This is a genomic window from Synechococcus sp. HK01-R (assembly GCF_014217855.1).
GTDB lineage: Bacteria > Cyanobacteriota > Cyanobacteriia > PCC-6307 > Cyanobiaceae > Synechococcus_C.
Genome location: NZ_CP059059.1, coordinates 411621 through 428271 on the forward strand (window position 1 = coordinate 411621; position 16651 = coordinate 428271).

Below are 16651 nucleotides of genomic sequence, written 5' to 3' on the forward strand. Positions count from 1 at the left end.
GCGCAGATCCAGCACCAGGATTCAAAACCTTGACCTCCTCTCTCACCCCTTCTGACGCTGGCGCCCTCCCGGTGCTGCTAAGCCCCAAGCCCAGCCTCACCTACAGATTGGTGAGCAATCTTCTGGTGTTTCCAGTCTTCCGGGGCTTGTTCCGCGGACGCACGGAGGGGAACCATCACGTTCCGATGCAGGGTCCCGTTGTGGTGGTCGCCAACCATGGCTCCCATCTCGACCCCCCTCTGCTCGGTCACGCGCTTGGACGCCCCGTGGCCTTCATGGCCAAGGCGGAACTCTTTGCGATTCCGCTGCTGGGACCCATCATTCGAGCCTGTGGCGCCTACCCCGTCAAACGAGGTGCCAGTGACCGCGAAGCGATCCGCACCGCCACGGCTCGCCTCGACGAGGGATGGGCTACAGGCGTGTTCCTCGATGGCACACGCCAGCGAGACGGCCGGGTCAACCAGCCGATGCCAGGGGCGGCCTTGCTGGCGGCCCGCAGCGGCGCCCCCTTGCTACCCGTCGCCATCATCAACAGTCACAGGGCCCTGGGCCCTGGACAGAACCGCTTCAGGCCGGTCCCGATCGTGCTGCGCATCGGAGCTCCGATCCCCGCACCAGCCAGCCGGCGCAAACCGGATCTGGAGGCCACCACCCTCGAGCTGCAGCGCCGGATCAACGCACTCCTTGATCAGGGTTGCTGAGCAGCCGCCCGAGATGATCACGGGCCCAGGGCTTGAGGTCTTGTCCCGTGAGCACCCAGGCCAGGGCTCTGAGACCATCCCCAAACGTTTTGCTGAAGCCCTCCTGCTGACAGTGGGGAGAGCAGGCCACCGGCACTCCCGTGAGACGAATGCCCCGGCTACCCGCCACCAGGGCACCCACGGCCATGGCCCGAGGCAGATGGTCCTCACTTGTGACCAAAAGGAGATGCTGCACCCCCTCTCGCTTCAACTCATCCACCAGCGACGTGAAATTGCCGAGAGTGTCTTCCGCCCGATAGTCGAGGCGTACACGCCCCGCCGAGAGTCCCTCCCGGTGCATGAGCCAATGGGCATACTCCGGATTACTACCGCCGCTCACGAGCAGGGGCAGCTGCAACCTCCTGGCGAGCTGCAAGCCCGCCCTCTCACGGTCGACATCTCCTCCCAGCACAAGGATTCGCTGGGGGGGAGTGCGGGTGAACCAGGCCTGCCGGAAAGGCCGCAGTGGCCAGGCGGCGGCAGCACCCATCAGTGCCGCGAGCAGAAGCATGACTCCACGACGACCGTTCACCGTCAGACCACCCCCACCGGTGACGTGGGATAAACAGGCAGCACCGTGCTCCAGGCAGCGGGACGTTGCAGACGATGGGCGTGGTGGCAGAGATCGAGCAGATGACCCACGTCCGCTTCCACCTGCTCCTCCATCACGAGGGCCGGAGTTGGTTGCAGCTCATCGGCCAAGAGTGCTGGAGGCTCCAGCTCCTCAGCCCCGAGTTGACCTGGGTTCAGGCGATAGCAACCAGCGACCCGGCCGCGGCGGGGCAGGGTCTGCACGATCCAGAACGGAGAGGTCGGGTCCAGAGAAGGCGCAGCGGCGGCTAGCCGGGGTGCCATCAAGGCAAAACTGCTGACACCGTCAAGGGCGCAATCCAGCTGCTGGGCCAGGGTGCGGGCCATCACCACGGTGAGTCGCGTGCCAGTGAAGCCACCGGGGCCGATAGCCACCGCCAACCTGGCAATGTCACCCCACTGATCGCTGGGCAAAAGACGCTGCACAGCCTCGATCAGCTCATTGGTCAGGCCCCGTCCACAGGGGAGAACCAACTGCTGCCTGGAGTGTTGGGGATTCTCGAGATCTAGAACCGCCACACCCAGGGCAGGGGTAGAGCTGTGCAGTGCCAGGAGCCAGCGGGTCATGAGGGGAGCTTCGCACCCGGCCTCAGGCGCTGCCAACGGCCTGGATCCGCATCAAAACTGTCGCAGGCGCGCACATCCCACTCCACACCGACCTCACCACCCTCGAGTTCCAGAACACTCACATGAATGCGAGGGGCATCCGGCTTCCAATCTGGAGCAGCAGTCAGGTGTGGAACACCATGCTGGCGTTCCACCGCGTGATAGGCCTGACAGCGATCCACCCAGCGGCAATCCACACAGATGCACATGGCTCACGACGCCGCTGAGGCCTCCATTCTGGAGCTAGAGCCCGAGCAGCAGGCCCGTGAGGTTTGGCGCCGACTCACCCCAGAACGCTGGCCTGTATCCCCAAAGGATCTCCCTGCGGGTTCAGCCCTTGTCGGGGGCTCGATCCGAGACGCCCTAATCGGACGCCAACGTCGAGCGCCGGATCTTGATCTGGTGGTCCCGGAGGGGGCCCTCAAGCTGACGCAACGACTGGCTCGCGACTATGGAGGGGCCTGTGTCGTACTGGATGAAGCGCGGGATATGGCCCGCCTGGTGCTGGGCGGCTGGACCCTCGATCTGGCCCGTCGAGATGGCGATGACCTGGAAACGGACCTCGGGCGCCGCGATTTCCGCCTGAATGCAATCGCACTGGTGTTGGGGGATGCACCGATGCTTCTCGATCCCACCGACGGCATCGCCGACCTTCGCTGCTCGCGGCTTCAGGCCGTGCAGGAGCAAAACCTGATCGACGACCCCCTGCGCCTACTTCGGGCCCTGCGCCTGATCGCAGAGCTGCCCCTGACGATCGAAGCGGAAACACGCGTGATGCTGCATCGACATCGGCATCGGTTGCCCCTCGCAGCTCCTGAACGAATCCAGGCCGAGCTCACGCGTCTCGTGGAAAGCCCGGGTGCTGCTCTCGCCCTGCAGGAGCTGAAGGCCCTGGACCTGCTGGCCCCCTGGCAGGAACTCCCGGCACCGGGGTTCGGAGGTGTTCTTGCGGGAGCCGATCCGGAGACCACAGCGAGCTGCCTAACCACCCAGGAACGAGACCAGGCCCTACCCCTTCTCCGGCTGACGACCTGCCTGAGCGACGAAGGCCTGCAAGCTCTGCGCTTCAGCCGTCGCCAGCAACAACGCTGCGCAAGGCTGCGCCAGTGGCTGCACCGCGATGACGGCAAAGCCTTCGGTTCACTGCCAGAAGCGGAGCGTCTGACACTGCATCGCACGCTCGAGGACGACCTTCCTGCCCTGATCCTGACTCTTCCGCTCCCTGAGCGAGAGGAATGGCTGCAACGCTGGCGGAACGACGAGGATCCGCTCTTTCACCCCCGCCCACCCGTGGATGGACGCACCCTTCAAGAGAGCCTCTCCATCCCCCAGGGCCCCAGGCTGGGGGAGCTGCTGCAGCACCTCAGCCTGGAGAGGGCCTTCGGACGGCTCCATCACCGTGAGGAGGCTCTGGAGGCAGCACGGCTCTGGCTCTCTGGGCGCTGTGGTTGACTGGCCCTGCAACGATGAGCCCGATCGGACTGACCGGATCTTCAGCTTTTTCCCTCCCTTCATGAGCGTTCGCCTTTACGTCGGCAACCTGCCGCAGGACTTTGACACCAAGGAGCTGGAATCCCAGCTCACCAGCGTGGGGGAGGGGATTCGCTTCAAGGCGGTGCTTGACCGTGAAACTGGCGCCTGCCGTGGCTTCGGCTTTGCCAATGTCAACGATGACAAGGTCGCCGATGCACTGATCGAACAGTTCAACGGCAAGGAATTCGGCGGCAACGCCCTGCGGGTGGAGCGCTCAGAGCGCCGTGATAACAACGCTGGCGCAGCCGGTGGCCGTCGTGGTGGCCGCGACCAGGGTCATGCACCCGGTTCAGCCCGCAAGGCAGTGAACAAGGTGGTCCACAGCGATGCCAAGGCCGAGGAAGCTCCGGATCCCCGCTGGGCGGGTGAACTGTCCAAGTTGAAGGACCTGCTCGCCAATCAAAAAACGGCTGTCTGAGGCGATTGTCCACCTCATCAGTCGAGGACATCCCTCGCAGATGTCCTCATTGACCCCAAGCCTTCAGGCGGAGCCTGGAGGCTTTTGTTTGATCAACGTGCCTGGGCTGTCACGAAGGACCGTGGGATTTCGAGCAACTTACCCAGACGCCCCACATAGGCTCTGTGATTAAAAACGTCGTAATCCAGTCGTTCGATTGCATCCAGAATCCCTCTGTAGAGACGCAGTGAAGTCCAAACCGGCCAACGCGCATCTCCAGACAACCAGCGCACACCTGCTTCCGAGCGAGAAAACCAGCTGCGCGCCCTATCCAGCTGAAACACCATCAAGTCGCGCCAAGCATCGTTCAGACGACCTGCCATCAAGTCATCCTCTGAGTAACCAAAGCGATCGAGGTCTTCCTGGGGAAGATAGATCCGCCCTCGATGTCGGTCCTCGCCCACATCTCGAAGGATATTGGTGAGCTGATTGGCGATGCCAAGAGCAACGGCAGCATCCGACGTATCCGGTCGGGCGCTCCATGGAGCCGTGGTGTAAGCCTCGTCCACTCCCATGACCCCCTGCGTCATCAGACCGACCGTGCCAGCCACCCTGTAGCAATAAAGCTTGAGATCCTCAAACTTCGGGTAGCGCGTCCAGGTGAGGTCCATGCGCTGGCCCTCGATCATGTCGATGTAGGGCTGAATGCCCTGGGGGAAACGCTGCAGCGTGTCCACCATGACGGCATCCAGGTCATCTTCGACCATGCCGTTGAATAAGGCACGGGTCTTCTCTTCCCAGCGATCCAGCCGTTCAGCTAGCTCCTCAACAGAGCGGGACTGCGCCTCAGCACTATCCATCAACTCGTCAGTTCGACGGCACCAGACGTAGATGGCCCAGATCGCGCGGCGTTTCTCTGGGGGCAGCAGCAGGGTCCCGAGATAGAAGGTCTTAGCCCATTCAGCAGTCTCGAGACGACAGGCTTCATAGGCACTCTCGAGGGCGGGAGAAAGACTCGCGTGATTCCCCCGATCCTTCGAGAGATCGGGAGGCGCCAGGGTCATGGGATCAAGCCGTGGCCGGCGCAGTGTTTCCTGATGATGATCGCAGGTGACCCTCTTGACGGTCTACCGCCTGAGCGCAGAGCTTGCCACTGAGAACAGCACCCTCCATCGAAGCAAGGTACCGCTGCATCGTGTAATCACCTGCCAAAAAGAAGTTTTTGATCGGGGTGCTCTGGTCAGGGCGAAGCTGCTGACAACCTGGAGTGGTCTTGTAAACCGAAAGCGGGGTTTTCACCACTTTGTACTTGCGCAACTGAGCAGGGTGCTCACCACCAAAGTGCATTGGGAAAAGTTTTTTCAGTTCACCCATCGTGGCCTCGATGATCTCCTCATCAGGCCTGCCGATCCAGTCTTTTGCTGGAGCGAACACCAGCTCAAGCATTGATTGATCCGGGTCCTCATATTCGCGACAGGTGATGCTCATATCGGCATACACACTGAGCAGAGGGGAGCGGCTAAACAGCAAATGATCAATATCGGTCAGCTTGCGATCGAACCACAGATGCAGGTTGATCACAGGAACCCCACGCAAGCCATCCAGCTTGCGAAACACCTCCATCTGTTTCCAGGGCTCAGGCAGCAGCAGCTTGAAGGGATCCACCGGCAAGGCACTCACGTAGGCGTCCGCCTTGATCTCGCGTCCCTCCTGGCCATTGATGCCACCGATCCGAAAACCGGCAACACGTCCGTCGGGCTCGAGCTGGATCTCTCTCAGTGGACTGTTGAGATGCACCTCTCCGCCACAAGCTTCGATGTGATCAACGATCGGCTGGCAGAGACGCTCCGGAGGCGCCCCATCAAGAAACGCCATTTGAGAACCGTTCTTCTCCTGCAGAAAACGATTCAGGGCCGTGAGCACCACGGTGGCAGAGATTTCGTCGGGATCAATGAAGTTCAACGCCTTGCTCATGGCCATGAACACCTCGTCGTTCACCCGCTCCGGAATGTTGTGCAGTCGCAGCCACTCAGTCCAGGAATATTTGTCACACTCTTCGACGTAGCCCTGACCCCGCAACATCGCTGGCACCAGACCGAGCCCGAAGCTGATCTTCTCGGGCCAAGTGAGCATGTCGTTGTTGCCAAGAATCGCCGCTACACCATTGATCGGGGCCGGCAGATCCGGGAAGTCAAAGCGGCTGTAGGTGCCAGGCTCCTCTGGCTGATTGAAGATCATTGAGTGGCTCTTCCACTGAAGACGGTCTTCAATCCCGAGCTCTTTGAAGAGCTGAAGCATGTTCGGGTAAGCGCCGAAAAAGATGTGGAGGCCGGTCTCGTACCAGTCACCGTCCTCGTCCTTCCAGGCCGCGACCTTGCCGCCGAGCACGTCCCTGGCCTCGAGCACGACGGGGGTATGCCCGGCGTCGGCCAGATACTTGGCACAGGACAGACCGGCAAGACCAGCTCCTGCAATGGCGACGCGCATGACGTGTTCCAAATCGTGAAGCCAACCTTAAAAGGCCTGCTTCCCCAGGCGCTTCCTAAAGTCGATGTCACAAGCCCCCGGAGTTCCTGAGGACTCCTCCCACGTCATGGCCGAGACCCTGCTGAAGTGCACCACCCGCCACGTGCGGCTGTTCACCGCCCGGGTGGAAAACAACAACCTTGTTCCGGCTGACGACCAGCTCACCCTCGACCTTGATCCCGACAACGAATTTCTCTGGAATGAGGCTGCCGTGGCGACCGTGCAGCAGCGCTTCCGTGCGCTCGTGGATCACCAAGCTGGCCAGGAGCTGAGTGATTACAGCCTGCGCCGCATCGGCACCGAGCTTGAGGGCTGCATCCGTGAATTACTTCAGGCTGGATCCTTGAGCTACAACCCGGACTGCCGAGTCCTCAACTACTCCATGGGGCTACCCAGAACCCCTGAACTTCTGTGAGTCGCTCCCCCTACGACCGGCGGTATGACGATCGCCGTTATGACGACCGGCGCTACGAGCAGCGACGAGCAGGAGGGCCTGCGGGTCCTGGTCCCAGTGGTGGTCCTGGTGGTGGCGGTTTGAAATTGAACGGTGCCTCCGCCGCCGTGCTCGCCGGTGTGCTCGTGATCGGTATCGGCATCGGCAGCGCCGTGACCAGCACGACCCAGGGAGACCAAGGCAATATCGCCAGCAGCCAACAGCTCGACATGGCTGTTCCTGACCCGGAATTCTGCCGGCAGTGGGGAGCGAGTGCCTACGTCATGGATGTGGAGATGTACACAACCATGAACCCTGTAAGCAGCTTCGTGACCCAGCCATCACTCCAGGCGGGTTGCGTGATCCGGCGAGAAAACTGGGCCGTGCTTCGCAAGGAGGGGGCGATCACCCCAGCCCAGGAACGGGACTGCAAACAGCGCATGAACACCTTTGCCTACATCGGATCGGTTCGCGACAAACCCGTTGTGCGTTGCGTCTATCAAACCGACGTGAGCGAAAACAAATTCATCACCAAGGGGGTCGCCGATGACACCGTTGGCATCACTCCTGAAGCAGGTCAGTTCTGAGCCGCTGCGATCACCCCTGGGAAGGGGCCTGGGGATCTTCGTCGACCAGAGGTTCCACCTTGGCAGCTCCCTGGGTGGCAGCTCCCTGGGGTGATCTCGACTGGCGTAAGGGGCTGTCAGGGCTAGCGAACACAGGCAGGACGTCGCGACGGAAGGCCTCAGAGGCCCTTGAGCAGTAACGGGCGGGATGACTGATCAGCTTGAGCTGTCTGCGCACCTGGAGATCAACCACCGAAGGCCGATGCAGGGTGCCGGCATTCAGCTCCCTCTCGATCGAGACCACCGGTAGGAATGCAGCGCCAAGACCAGACTGCACGGCGTTCTTGATGGCTTCGAGGGAATTGAGCTCCATCTCAATCCGCAGTCTCTGGACATCAAGACCGGAGCGAGCGAGCAACTGATCCACCATCTTCCGCGTGGTGGACTGAGCATCTAAACAAACAAAGCCCAGCCTGTAGAGATCCTCCTTGCTGAGCTCCAGCAAACGGGCGAGGGGGTGCTTGACAGGCAAAACAAGGGCCAGCTCGTCGTTGGCATAAGGCACCACCTGGAGCAGATCGTTGAGCTCGGCTGGAAGTTCACCGCCGATGATCGCCAGATCGATCTGGCCATTGGCCACACTCCAGCCGGTGCGTCGAGTGCTGTGAACATGCAACTGCACCGCCACATCCGGATACTTCTGCCGAAACAGCCCGATCATGCGGGGCATCAGATACGTGCCGGTGGTCTGACTAGCTCCAACCACCAGTGATCCGCCCTTGAGGTTGTGGAGGTCATCGAGGGCACGACACGCCTCATGGCACTGGCTCAGGATCCGATCGCAGTAGCCCAGCAGCAGATGTCCGGCTTCAGTGAGCTGGGCCTTGCGACCTCCACGATCGAAAAGCGAGACCTCGAGCTGCTTTTCAAGGTTCTGAATCTGAAGGCTGACGGCAGGCTGGGTGACAAACAGGCTGTCGGCCGCCTTCTTAAAACTGCCCTCGCTGACGATGGCTCGCAGGATCCGCAGCTGGTCGAGGGTGAACGGGAGATCAGCCATGGGGGCCTGCCAGCTGGGCAGGAACGATCAAAAAACTGTAGTGGGGCCGGCAGCCGCCAGAATCGCGCTTCGCCGCAATCGCCAGCGTGCTCCCCAGTGACCCGAGCAGTCCCCATCACACCAGCCTGGTGATGCTGATGCTGCTGTTGCTCTTCGCTGTTATTCACAGCGGCGGAGCTGCCCTGCGCAGCCGCGCAGAGGCCCGGATCGGTGCCCGGGCCTGGCGGCTGATCTTCGCGGCGCTGAGCATTCCCTCAGCAGTGGTGGTGATCGGGTATTTCCTGGCGCATCGCTACGACGGAGTACGCCTCTGGAATCTCCAAGGGGTGCCTGGTCTGGTGCCGTTGATCTGGGGCCTCACGGCAATCAGCTTTCTGTTTCTCTACCCAGCCACCTACAACCTGCTGGAAATCCCGGCGGTGCTGAAGCCCCAAGTGCGCCTCTACGCAACAGGGATTATCCGGATCAGCCGCCACCCTCAGGCCGTGGGGCAGATCCTCTGGTGCTTCAGTCATGCCCTCTGGATCGGCAGCAGCTTCATGTTGGTGACCTGCGCCGGCCTGATCGGTCATCACCTCTTTGCCGTGTGGCACGGCGATCGCCGTCTGCAAGAACGCTTCGGCGCCGCCTTTGACACCTTGCGGGACAGCACATCTGTGATTCCCTTCGTGGCGATCTTTGATGGACGCCAACAGCTGGCATGGCGGGAGCTTCTACGCCCGGCTCAGTTAGGGATCGTCATCGCCGTGGGCCTGTTCTGGTGGGCCCACCACTGGATCCCGGTCGGCACCACCGTCTTTCTTCACTCACGGCTGGAGAGTCTGCTGAGCTGAGCTGCCTACACTCACCAGCAGCCTGACTCGCGCGGATGCATTCGGCAGCTGATTACGCCTGGTTGATCCCAGTGCTCCCTCTGCTCGGCGCAGTCCTCACAGGCTTAGGCCTGATCAGTTTCAACCGCACGATCAATCGGCTGCGAAAGCCAGTGGCCATCCTGCTGCTGAGCTGTGTGGGTGCTGCAGCCGTCATCAGTTACGCGGTGCTCTTCGAGCAACTTGCAGGGGCACCGGCAGTCGAACATCTGTTTGTTTGGGCCAGCGCCGGAAGCTTCAATCTGCCGATGGGCTACGTGGTCGACCCCCTCGGGGCCGTGATGCTGGCCCTGGTGACCACGATCGCCCTTCTGGTGCTGATCTACTCCCATGGCTATATGGCCCACGACAAGGGCTATGTGCGCTTTTTCACGTATCTCGCCCTGTTCAGCAGCTCCATGCTTGGTTTGGTGCTGAGCCCCAATCTTCTCGAGATCTACGTGTTCTGGGAGCTGGTGGGCATGTGTTCCTACCTACTCGTGGGCTTCTGGTACGACCGGGATGGTGCCGCCCATGCAGCCCAGAAGGCCTTTGTCGTGAACAGGGTTGGTGATTTCGGATTGCTCCTTGGAATCCTTGGTCTGTTCTGGGCCACGGGAAGCTTTGATTTCCAGGGGATTGCTGATGGCCTCAGTGCTGCCATCAGCAATGGCACGGTTCCAGGCTGGGCTGCCTTGGCTCTCTGTCTGTTCGTGTTCATGGGTCCGATGGCCAAGTCGGCCCAGTTCCCCCTCCACGTTTGGCTACCCGATGCCATGGAGGGTCCAACACCGATCTCCGCCCTGATTCACGCCGCAACGATGGTGGCGGCAGGCGTGTTTCTGGTCGCCCGACTGGAGCCTCTCTATGCCCAGTTCCCAAGCGTTGGTTTGGTGATCGCCGTTGTGGGAACCATCACCTGTTTCCTTGGCGCCTCCATCGCCCTCACTCAGATGGACCTCAAGAAAGGGCTCGCCTACAGCACCGTGTCTCAGCTGGGCTACATGATGCTGGCCATGGGTTGTGGGGCCCCGGTGGCTGGCATGTTCCACCTGGTGACCCATGCCTTCTTCAAGGCGATGTTGTTCCTGGGGTCAGGCTCCGTCATCCATGCCATGGAGGATGTGGTGGGCCATGAGCCCGTGCTGGCGCAGGACATGCGCCTGATGGGAGGACTGCGCAAAAAGATGCCGATCACAGCCATCACCTTCTTGATTGGCTGCATTGCCATCAGCGGTATTCCGCCGTTGGCCGGCTTCTGGAGCAAAGACGAAATCCTCGGCCAGGCGTTCAACAGCTATCCGGTTCTTTGGGCCGTCGGCTTTCTGACCGCCGGCATGACCGCCTTCTACATGTTCAGGCTTTACTTCCTGACCTTCGAAGGCGACTTCAGGGGCCATGACAAGAGCCTCCAGCACGCGTTGATGGAGGCTGCTGGCAAATCCGCCGATGAAGATCATGACCATCACGCCGGCAGCCTCCATGAGTCCCCCTGGTCCATGACCCTGCCTCTGGCCGTGCTTGCGGTGCCTTCTGTGCTGATCGGTCTCTTGGGCACCCCCTGGAACAGTCGCTTTGCCGGTCTGCTCAACCCTGAAGAAGCTGCCGAGATGGCCGAGCACTTCAGCTGGTCAGAGTTTTTACCCCTCGCCGGAGCCTCCGTCGCGATCTCCCTCACAGGCATCACCATTGCCGTGCTGGCCTATGCCCTGCATCGCCTCGATCTAGGTCAGCTGGTGGCGGCTCGCTTCCCGGCTATCAACGCCTTCCTCGCCAACAAGTGGTACCTCGATGCGATCAACGAGAAACTGTTTGTGCGTGGCAGCCGCAAACTTGCCCGCGAGGTGCTTGAGGTGGATGCCAAGGTTGTCGACGGTGTGGTCAACCTCACGGGCCTCCTGACCCTGGGCAGCGGTGAGGGGCTCAAATACTTTGAGACGGGCCGAGCCCAGTTCTATGCCCTGATCGTGTTCGGGGGCGTGATTGGCCTGGTGGTGCTCTTCGGAGTGCTGGGGGGCCCGATCGGCTAGGGCTGCCTGACCGGCTCTGTGTGTGTCAACGCCTATCGAGTGGCTGCGCTTCTGCGCAGGATTTCTACACTCCAGCCAATGCTGTGAAAAGGCCGGGCCGTGTTGGAGTTTGCCGTCAGTCCACCTTTTGACCCCACCTCACCCCTCACGCCTGAATTGATCGAGGCAGGGGTGCCCTGGCTGAGTCTCTCGATCTTGTTCCCAATCGTTGGAGCTCTGATCGTCCCCTTCATCCCTGATCAAGGTGAAGGGAAACAGGTGCGCTGGTTTGCTCTCGGCGTCGCCCTGATCACGTTTTTGATCACGGGAGCTGCCTACCTGAATGGCTACGACCCCAGCGTCAGTGGGCTGCAGCTCTCTGAACGGGTGAGCTGGCTACCTGATCTGGGCCTGACATGGGCCGTAGGAGCCGACGGGCTTTCGATGCCCCTGATTCTGCTCACCAGCTTCATCACAGCGCTGGCCGTTCTTGCAGCCTGGCCTGTGACCTTCAAGCCGAAGCTCTTCTTTTTCCTGATTCTGGCCATGGACGGCGGACAGATCGCTGTCTTTGCCGTTCAAGACATGCTGCTCTTCTTCCTGGCTTGGGAACTGGAGCTGATTCCCGTTTACCTGTTACTGGCGATCTGGGGAGGCAAGAAGCGTCAATATGCAGCCACCAAATTCATCCTCTACACAGCGGGAAGCTCTCTGTTCATCCTGCTGGCAGCCCTGGCGATGGGCTTTTTCGGCGGAGGCACCCCCAACTTTGAATACAGCGTGCTGGCTCAGAAGGGCTTCGGGACAGGCTTTCAGCTGCTCTGCTACGCGGGTTTGTTGATCGCCTTCGGCGTGAAGCTCCCGATCGTGCCACTCCACACCTGGCTGCCGGATGCCCATGGCGAAGCCACAGCACCTGTGCACATGCTGCTGGCAGGGATTCTGCTCAAGATGGGCGGCTATGCCCTCATGCGCTTCAACGCTGAGATGCTGCCCGAAGCCCATGCCCAATTCGCACCCCTTCTGGTGGTGCTCGGCGTGGTGAACATCATCTACGCCGCCTTGACCTCCTTTGCCCAGAGGAATCTCAAGCGCAAGATCGCCTACAGCTCAATCAGCCACATGGGTTTCGTGCTGATTGGCATTGGCAGCTTCAGTGCTTTAGGCACGAGCGGAGCCATGCTGCAGATGATCAGCCATGGACTGATCGGAGCCAGCCTCTTCTTCTTGGTGGGAGCCACCTATGACCGCACCCACACGCTCCAGCTCGATGAAATGGGAGGCGTGGGCCAGAAGATGCGCATCATGTTTGCGCTCTGGACCGTCTGCTCCCTCGCCTCTCTCGCCCTACCTGGCATGAGTGGTTTCGTGAGCGAGCTGATGGTCTTCGCAGGATTCGCCACCGATGAGGCTTACAGCCTGACCTTCAGGATCGTGATTGATGGCCTGGCGGCTGTGGGCGTGATCCTCACCCCCATCTACCTGCTCTCCATGCTCCGCGAAATCTTTTTCGGCAAGGAGAACACCCAACTGGCTGCTAACACGAATCTGGTCGATGCCGAACCGCGGGAGGTTTACATCATTGGCTGCCTGCTGGTGCCGATCATCGGAATCGGCCTCTATCCACGGCTCATGACGGACAGCTACCGCAGTTCGATTGAAGCCCTGGTCAACAGAGACGTGGTGGCAATGGAGCGAATCAAACAACCCACCGCCTCGATGCTGCGCAGCGTGTCCCTTGCACCAGCGCTTCTTCGAGCACCCACCCTGCCCGAGGCGTAACAATCTTCGTCTGTTCGCCAGGCGAGTGAAACAGCCGCCTCCATCACCCGTAATTTTCTGGGGTCTAGCCAGCGAGCCATGCGCCAGGTCAATTTCACCCTGATCTTTGCTTTTGGCTTGGCCATGGTGTTCTTCACCCTGGAGAACACAGCGGCCACCACCGTGCATCTGCTGCCGGGACTCCAGTACACACTGCCCCTGGCAGCCCTGCTGCTGGTGTTCGCGGGCATCGGGGCTGTGTCCGCGTGGTTCTTCGCCGCCTGGAGCGGGATGCTCAACAACGTGGAGCAGTTCAGCCGGGAGGGGGAGCTAGAGGCACAACAGGTCCGGATCAAGGATCTGGAAAGTGACCTCAATCGCTACCGAGCCACCGTAGAAACCCAGCTGGGCCTGCTTCCCGCGGCCGGAGGAACCGGGCCCGATCAGAGCGCTGAGCCCAGTGATCATGTGGACGTGCAGGCCAGCTGAGGCCTGGCGTCTTGAGCACCCACTCGATACGTTGTGGGCAGCGATGCAACATCCTTGTCGGAGGCCGGGCTAATCCGCAATCGAGAGGGTGGAGCCCGCCTGGCGATCCGCCTTCTCCAGGATGCGGCCCAACGGGGTGATCTAGACCCCTGGGATGTTGATGTGATCGCCGTGGTCGACGGCTTTCTTGACCAGCTCCGCCAACGGATCAGCGTGCCCAGGCAGGTGGCCGAAACGCTGCGACAGCGAGGAGGAAGCTACGAACAGGACCTAGCGGACAGCAGCGAGGCCTTCCTGGCGGCAGCGGTACTCGTGGGGCTGAAAGCCGAAGTGCTTGAAGCCCAGACCTTTCCCCCTGAACCTGTAATCGAGGACTGTTGCGACCCTGAATTCGGAGATCAGGGGTGGCTCAACCCTGAATTTGATCTACCGCGGCGCCCTGAGCGGCATCTGGAGCGACGGCCTGTTGCCCCACCGCCGCTGCGCCGGCCGGTGACCTTAGGGGAGCTGATCGAGCAACTGGAGGCGATCGCCGAGCAGCTTGAATCCGATGAGCTGGAACTCAAGCGGCGTCAGCGCCAGAAGCGCTTCAGCCGAAGGGAAGCGATTGCCCAGGTGGCCGCCCTGGCCCATCGGGAAAAACTGCCGGAAACCACCGCAGCCCTGGGTGTGTTTCTGAACAGTTGGGACGCCGCTCTCCACTGGACCGACTTTGATGCGCTGGTCAACCGATGGGGTGAAGTAGCTGCCCAGGACCTGGACACCGATCGAGTCGGTGTCTTCTGGGCTTTGCTGTTTCTCTCCTCCCAGGGCCAGGTGGAGCTGGAACAGGAGGGCCATCTGCATGCTCCGCTCAAGCTGAAACGCCTGTTGGCACCAGGGACGATGGCCCAGCTCCCCCTCACCAGCCTCGAGGTGCCAGCTGTCGTGCCGTCTGGAGCATCGTTGGTGGCCTGAGCGGCCCCTTATGTTGACCTATCCAAACTGAGGCCTTGAGACGTCGATGAAGGCGATGATCCTGGCGGCCGGCAAGGGGACGCGGGTCCAGCCGATCACGCACGTGATCCCCAAGCCGATGATTCCGATCCTGCAGAAGCCGGTCATGGAGTTTCTGCTGGAGCTTCTCAAGGAGCATGGCTTCAATGAGGTGATGGTGAATGTCTCCCACCTCGCTGAGGAGATCGAAAACTATTTCCGAGACGGCCAGCGCTTCGGTGTCGAGATCGCCTACAGCTTCGAGGGTCGAATCGAAGACGGTGAGCTGATCGGTGATGCCCTCGGATCAGCCGGCGGACTCAAGAAGATCCAGGACTTTCAGACCTTTTTCGATGACACCTTTGTGGTGCTCTGCGGCGATGCCCTGATCGATCTCGATCTTAGTGAGGCCGTGCGTCGTCACAGGGAGAAGGGTGCGATCGCCAGCCTGGTTACCAAACGGGTTCCACGGGATCAGGTGAGCAGCTACGGCGTCGTGGTGACCGACGAGCAAGACCGCATCAGTGCCTTCCAGGAGAAGCCGCGCGTCGAGGAGGCGCTGAGCGACACAATCAATACCGGCATCTACATCTTCGAACCGGCCATCTTCGAACACATTCCTTCCGGGCAACCCTTCGATATCGGCTCGGATCTCTTCCCGAAGCTGGTGGAACTTGGTTCACCCTTCTACGCCTTGCCCATGGACTTCGAATGGGTCGACATCGGCAAGGTGCCCGATTACTGGCAAGCCATTCGCAGTGTTCTCCAGGGCGACGTCCGCCAGGTGGGCATTCCAGGCAAGGAAGTTCGCCCCGGCGTCTATGCCGGCCTCAACGTGGCTGCCAACTGGGACAAGATCAATGTGCAAGGCCCTGTCTATGTGGGTGGCATGACCAAGATCGAAGACGGCGCCACGATTCTCGGTCCCTCGATGATCGGTCCCAGCTGTCACATCTGCGAAGGGGCCGTGATCGACAACTCGATCATCTTTGATTATTCCCGGATCGGACAGGGGGTTCAGCTGGTCGAGAAGCTCGTGTTCGGCCGCTACTGCGTTGGCAAAAACGGCGACCACTTCGACCTGCAGGAAGCAGCCCTTGACTGGTTAATCACCGATGCCAGACGGCAGGACCTGGTGGAACCTTCTCCGCAGCAGAAGGCCATGGCAGAGCTCTTGGGCACGGATCTCACCCCGGCAGCGAGCTAATCCCAGCGCATTCAAGAATCTCCGGGATTCGCTGCTCTGCCTTGACGGCCATCAGATGGACCCCCTGGGCGATGCCCAGGTAGCGGTGCACCTGCTCTGCGGCGATTTTGACCCCCTCAGCAGCGGGATCCTGGGCCTGAGCAAGCCGTTCGATCAAGGACTCGGGGATGCAGGCCCCAGGCACCATGCGATTGATGAATTGGGCATTCCGGGCGGATTTGAGCAGGAAGACACCAGCAAGAACCGGCAACTCCAGGGGATCCGCCAGCTCACGGCAAAAGCGTTCCAGCGCCTCTGGATCCATCACCATCTGGGTCTGAACAAATGCTGCTCCTGCCATCCGCTTCCGTTCCAGGCGACGGGCGAGACCACTCCAACTGGCTGAATGGGGATCAGCCGCGGCTCCTGCAAACAACGCGGTGGGGCCATCGGCAAGGGCACCCTCGACAGGATCTTCACCGCGGTTGAACGCTGAAACCTGCTGCAACAAGCGCACCGCTTCCAACTCATTCACAGGGCGGGCCGCGGACTGATCCCCGGCCCGAACGGGATCCCCCGTCAGGCAGAGAAGATTGCGGATCCCCAGGGCATGGGCACCGAGAAGATCCGCCTGCAGAGCGATGCGATTGCGATCACGACAGGCGATCTGCAGCACTGGCTCATGCCCCGCATCCAACAGCAAGCGACAGAGGGCCAGGCTGCTCATCCGCATCACAGCCCGACTGCCATCCGTGACGTTGATGGCATGGACACGATCACGGAGCCGCTCGGCCATGGCCAGGGCATGGCTGGGATCCCCACCTCGAGGAGGCATCACCTCCGCCGTGAGAGCAGGACCACCTCCTTGAGCCAGGATGCGCTGCAGCGCGCTCGTCAAATCCGATCACCATTCACCGAGCCACTATGG

At 61.1% G+C, this 16651-nt stretch carries 18 protein-coding genes; 11 read left to right on the forward strand and 7 right to left on the reverse strand.

Features of this window, described 5'->3' with window-relative positions; translation table 11 throughout:
* The first annotated feature begins 29 nt into the window (after positions 1-29).
* Positions 30-701, forward strand: a complete 672-nt coding sequence (locus H0O21_RS02200; RefSeq protein ID WP_255441090.1) for a 1-acyl-sn-glycerol-3-phosphate acyltransferase — start codon at positions 30-32, stop codon at positions 699-701.
* On the opposite strand, the gene H0O21_RS02205 is transcribed toward H0O21_RS02200, so the two are convergent.
* From H0O21_RS02205 to H0O21_RS02215, 3 genes are read right to left on the reverse strand one after another with little or no spacing between them, the layout of a single operon-like run.
* Positions 673-1251, reverse strand: a complete 579-nt coding sequence (locus H0O21_RS02205; RefSeq protein WP_131455199.1) for a YdcF family protein — start codon at positions 1249-1251, stop codon at positions 673-675. The genes H0O21_RS02200 and H0O21_RS02205 overlap by 29 nt on opposite strands.
* 23 nt (positions 1252-1274) lie before the next feature.
* Positions 1275-1898: a tRNA (adenosine(37)-N6)-threonylcarbamoyltransferase complex dimerization subunit type 1 TsaB gene (gene tsaB, locus H0O21_RS02210; RefSeq protein WP_185190233.1), complete on the reverse strand. Its 624-nt coding sequence runs from the start codon at positions 1896-1898 to the stop codon at positions 1275-1277.
* A complete protein-coding gene (locus H0O21_RS02215; RefSeq protein WP_131591999.1) occupies positions 1895-2146 on the reverse strand; it encodes a Ycf34 family protein in 252 nt (83 codons plus the stop codon). Before H0O21_RS02215 ends, tsaB begins: the two co-directional genes overlap by 4 nt.
* Between H0O21_RS02215 and H0O21_RS02220 the strand changes: the two genes are divergently transcribed.
* Together H0O21_RS02220 and H0O21_RS02225 are read left to right on the forward strand one after the other, a co-directional pair.
* Positions 2145-3389: a CCA tRNA nucleotidyltransferase gene (locus H0O21_RS02220; protein ID WP_185190234.1), complete on the forward strand. Its 1245-nt coding sequence runs from the start codon at positions 2145-2147 to the stop codon at positions 3387-3389. The genes H0O21_RS02215 and H0O21_RS02220 overlap by 2 nt on opposite strands.
* A 61-nt stretch (positions 3390-3450) precedes the next feature.
* Positions 3451-3888, forward strand: a complete 438-nt coding sequence (locus H0O21_RS02225) for an RNA-binding protein (RefSeq protein WP_131592002.1) — start codon at positions 3451-3453, stop codon at positions 3886-3888.
* 92 nt (positions 3889-3980) lie between these two features.
* Here H0O21_RS02225 and H0O21_RS02230 read toward each other — a convergent pair whose 3' ends face one another.
* Entirely contained in the window at positions 3981-4931 is a 951-nt protein-coding gene (locus H0O21_RS02230; RefSeq protein ID WP_185190235.1) for a phytoene synthase, read from the reverse strand.
* 4 nt (positions 4932-4935) lie between these two features.
* Positions 4936-6354 carry a 15-cis-phytoene desaturase gene (gene pds, locus H0O21_RS02235; RefSeq protein WP_185190236.1) on the reverse strand — a complete coding sequence of 473 codons (1419 nt, stop codon included), beginning with the start codon at positions 6352-6354 and terminating at the stop codon, positions 4936-4938.
* A 106-nt stretch (positions 6355-6460) separates the two neighbouring features.
* Between pds and H0O21_RS02240 the strand changes: the two genes are divergently transcribed.
* Positions 6461-6808, forward strand: coding sequence for an NAD(P)H-quinone oxidoreductase subunit M (locus H0O21_RS02240; protein WP_131454901.1), 348 nt, complete (start codon positions 6461-6463; stop codon positions 6806-6808).
* Positions 6805-7413 (forward strand): DUF3172 domain-containing protein, encoded by a 609-nt coding sequence (locus H0O21_RS02245; RefSeq protein ID WP_131454902.1) that lies wholly within the window; start codon positions 6805-6807, stop codon positions 7411-7413. Before H0O21_RS02240 ends, H0O21_RS02245 begins: the two co-directional genes overlap by 4 nt.
* A gap of 10 nt (positions 7414-7423) precedes the next feature.
* Here the strand turns inward: H0O21_RS02245 and H0O21_RS02250 are convergent, their stop codons facing one another.
* Entirely contained in the window at positions 7424-8452 is a 1029-nt protein-coding gene (locus H0O21_RS02250; protein ID WP_131454903.1) for a LysR family transcriptional regulator, read from the reverse strand.
* A 131-nt stretch (positions 8453-8583) separates the two neighbouring features.
* On the opposite strand from H0O21_RS02250, the gene H0O21_RS02255 reads away from it, so the two are divergent.
* From H0O21_RS02255 to H0O21_RS02280, 6 genes are all read left to right on the forward strand, one after another.
* Positions 8584-9285 (forward strand): NnrU family protein, encoded by a 702-nt coding sequence (locus tag H0O21_RS02255; protein ID WP_131455201.1) that lies wholly within the window; start codon positions 8584-8586, stop codon positions 9283-9285.
* Between the two features lie 35 nt (positions 9286-9320).
* The gene (locus H0O21_RS02260) at positions 9321-11333 is read left to right on the forward strand and encodes an NAD(P)H-quinone oxidoreductase subunit 5 (protein WP_131454904.1); all 2013 of its coding nucleotides are present in this window, start codon (positions 9321-9323) and stop codon (positions 11331-11333) included.
* Positions 11334-11432: 99 nt separating this feature from the next.
* A complete protein-coding gene (locus H0O21_RS02265) occupies positions 11433-13094 on the forward strand; it encodes an NAD(P)H-quinone oxidoreductase subunit 4 (RefSeq protein ID WP_131592032.1) in 1662 nt (553 codons plus the stop codon).
* Positions 13095-13172: 78 nt separating this feature from the next.
* Positions 13173-13562 (forward strand): LapA family protein, encoded by a 390-nt coding sequence (locus tag H0O21_RS02270; protein ID WP_185190237.1) that lies wholly within the window; start codon positions 13173-13175, stop codon positions 13560-13562.
* Positions 13563-13616: 54 nt separating this feature from the next.
* Positions 13617-14519 (forward strand): segregation/condensation protein A, encoded by a 903-nt coding sequence (locus tag H0O21_RS02275; protein WP_185190238.1) that lies wholly within the window; start codon positions 13617-13619, stop codon positions 14517-14519.
* 46 nt (positions 14520-14565) lie between these two features.
* Positions 14566-15744, forward strand: coding sequence for an NDP-sugar synthase (locus tag H0O21_RS02280; protein ID WP_131454908.1), 1179 nt, complete (start codon positions 14566-14568; stop codon positions 15742-15744).
* Here the strand turns inward: H0O21_RS02280 and H0O21_RS02285 are convergent.
* On the reverse strand, positions 15725-16621 hold the full coding sequence (locus tag H0O21_RS02285; protein ID WP_131454909.1) for a methylenetetrahydrofolate reductase: 897 nt from the start codon (positions 16619-16621) through the stop codon (positions 15725-15727). The genes H0O21_RS02280 and H0O21_RS02285 overlap by 20 nt on opposite strands.
* Positions 16622-16651 lie beyond the last annotated feature (30 nt).

Bases quoted from the DNA above. Each gene is read 5' to 3' on its own strand.
- tsaB (WP_185190233.1), bottom strand. From the start codon at position 1,898: ATGACCCGCTGGCTCCTGGCACTGCACAGCTCTACCCCTGCCCTGGGT.
- H0O21_RS02270 (WP_185190237.1), top strand. From the start codon at position 13,173: ATGCGCCAGGTCAATTTCACCCTGATCTTTGCTTTTGGCTTGGCCATG.
- H0O21_RS02255 (WP_131455201.1), top strand. From the start codon at position 8,584: ATGCTGATGCTGCTGTTGCTCTTCGCTGTTATTCACAGCGGCGGAGCT.
- H0O21_RS02205 (WP_131455199.1), bottom strand. From the start codon at position 1,251: ATGCTTCTGCTCGCGGCACTGATGGGTGCTGCCGCCGCCTGGCCACTG.
- H0O21_RS02280 (WP_131454908.1), top strand. From the start codon at position 14,566: ATGAAGGCGATGATCCTGGCGGCCGGCAAGGGGACGCGGGTCCAGCCG.
- H0O21_RS02230 (WP_185190235.1), bottom strand. From the start codon at position 4,931: ATGACCCTGGCGCCTCCCGATCTCTCGAAGGATCGGGGGAATCACGCG.
- H0O21_RS02225 (WP_131592002.1), top strand. From the start codon at position 3,451: ATGAGCGTTCGCCTTTACGTCGGCAACCTGCCGCAGGACTTTGACACC.
- pds (WP_185190236.1), bottom strand. From the start codon at position 6,354: ATGCGCGTCGCCATTGCAGGAGCTGGTCTTGCCGGTCTGTCCTGTGCC.
- H0O21_RS02260 (WP_131454904.1), top strand. From the start codon at position 9,321: ATGCATTCGGCAGCTGATTACGCCTGGTTGATCCCAGTGCTCCCTCTG.
- H0O21_RS02240 (WP_131454901.1), top strand. From the start codon at position 6,461: ATGGCCGAGACCCTGCTGAAGTGCACCACCCGCCACGTGCGGCTGTTC.
- H0O21_RS02215 (WP_131591999.1), bottom strand. From the start codon at position 2,146: ATGTGCATCTGTGTGGATTGCCGCTGGGTGGATCGCTGTCAGGCCTAT.
- H0O21_RS02250 (WP_131454903.1), bottom strand. From the start codon at position 8,452: ATGGCTGATCTCCCGTTCACCCTCGACCAGCTGCGGATCCTGCGAGCC.
- H0O21_RS02220 (WP_185190234.1), top strand. From the start codon at position 2,145: ATGGCTCACGACGCCGCTGAGGCCTCCATTCTGGAGCTAGAGCCCGAG.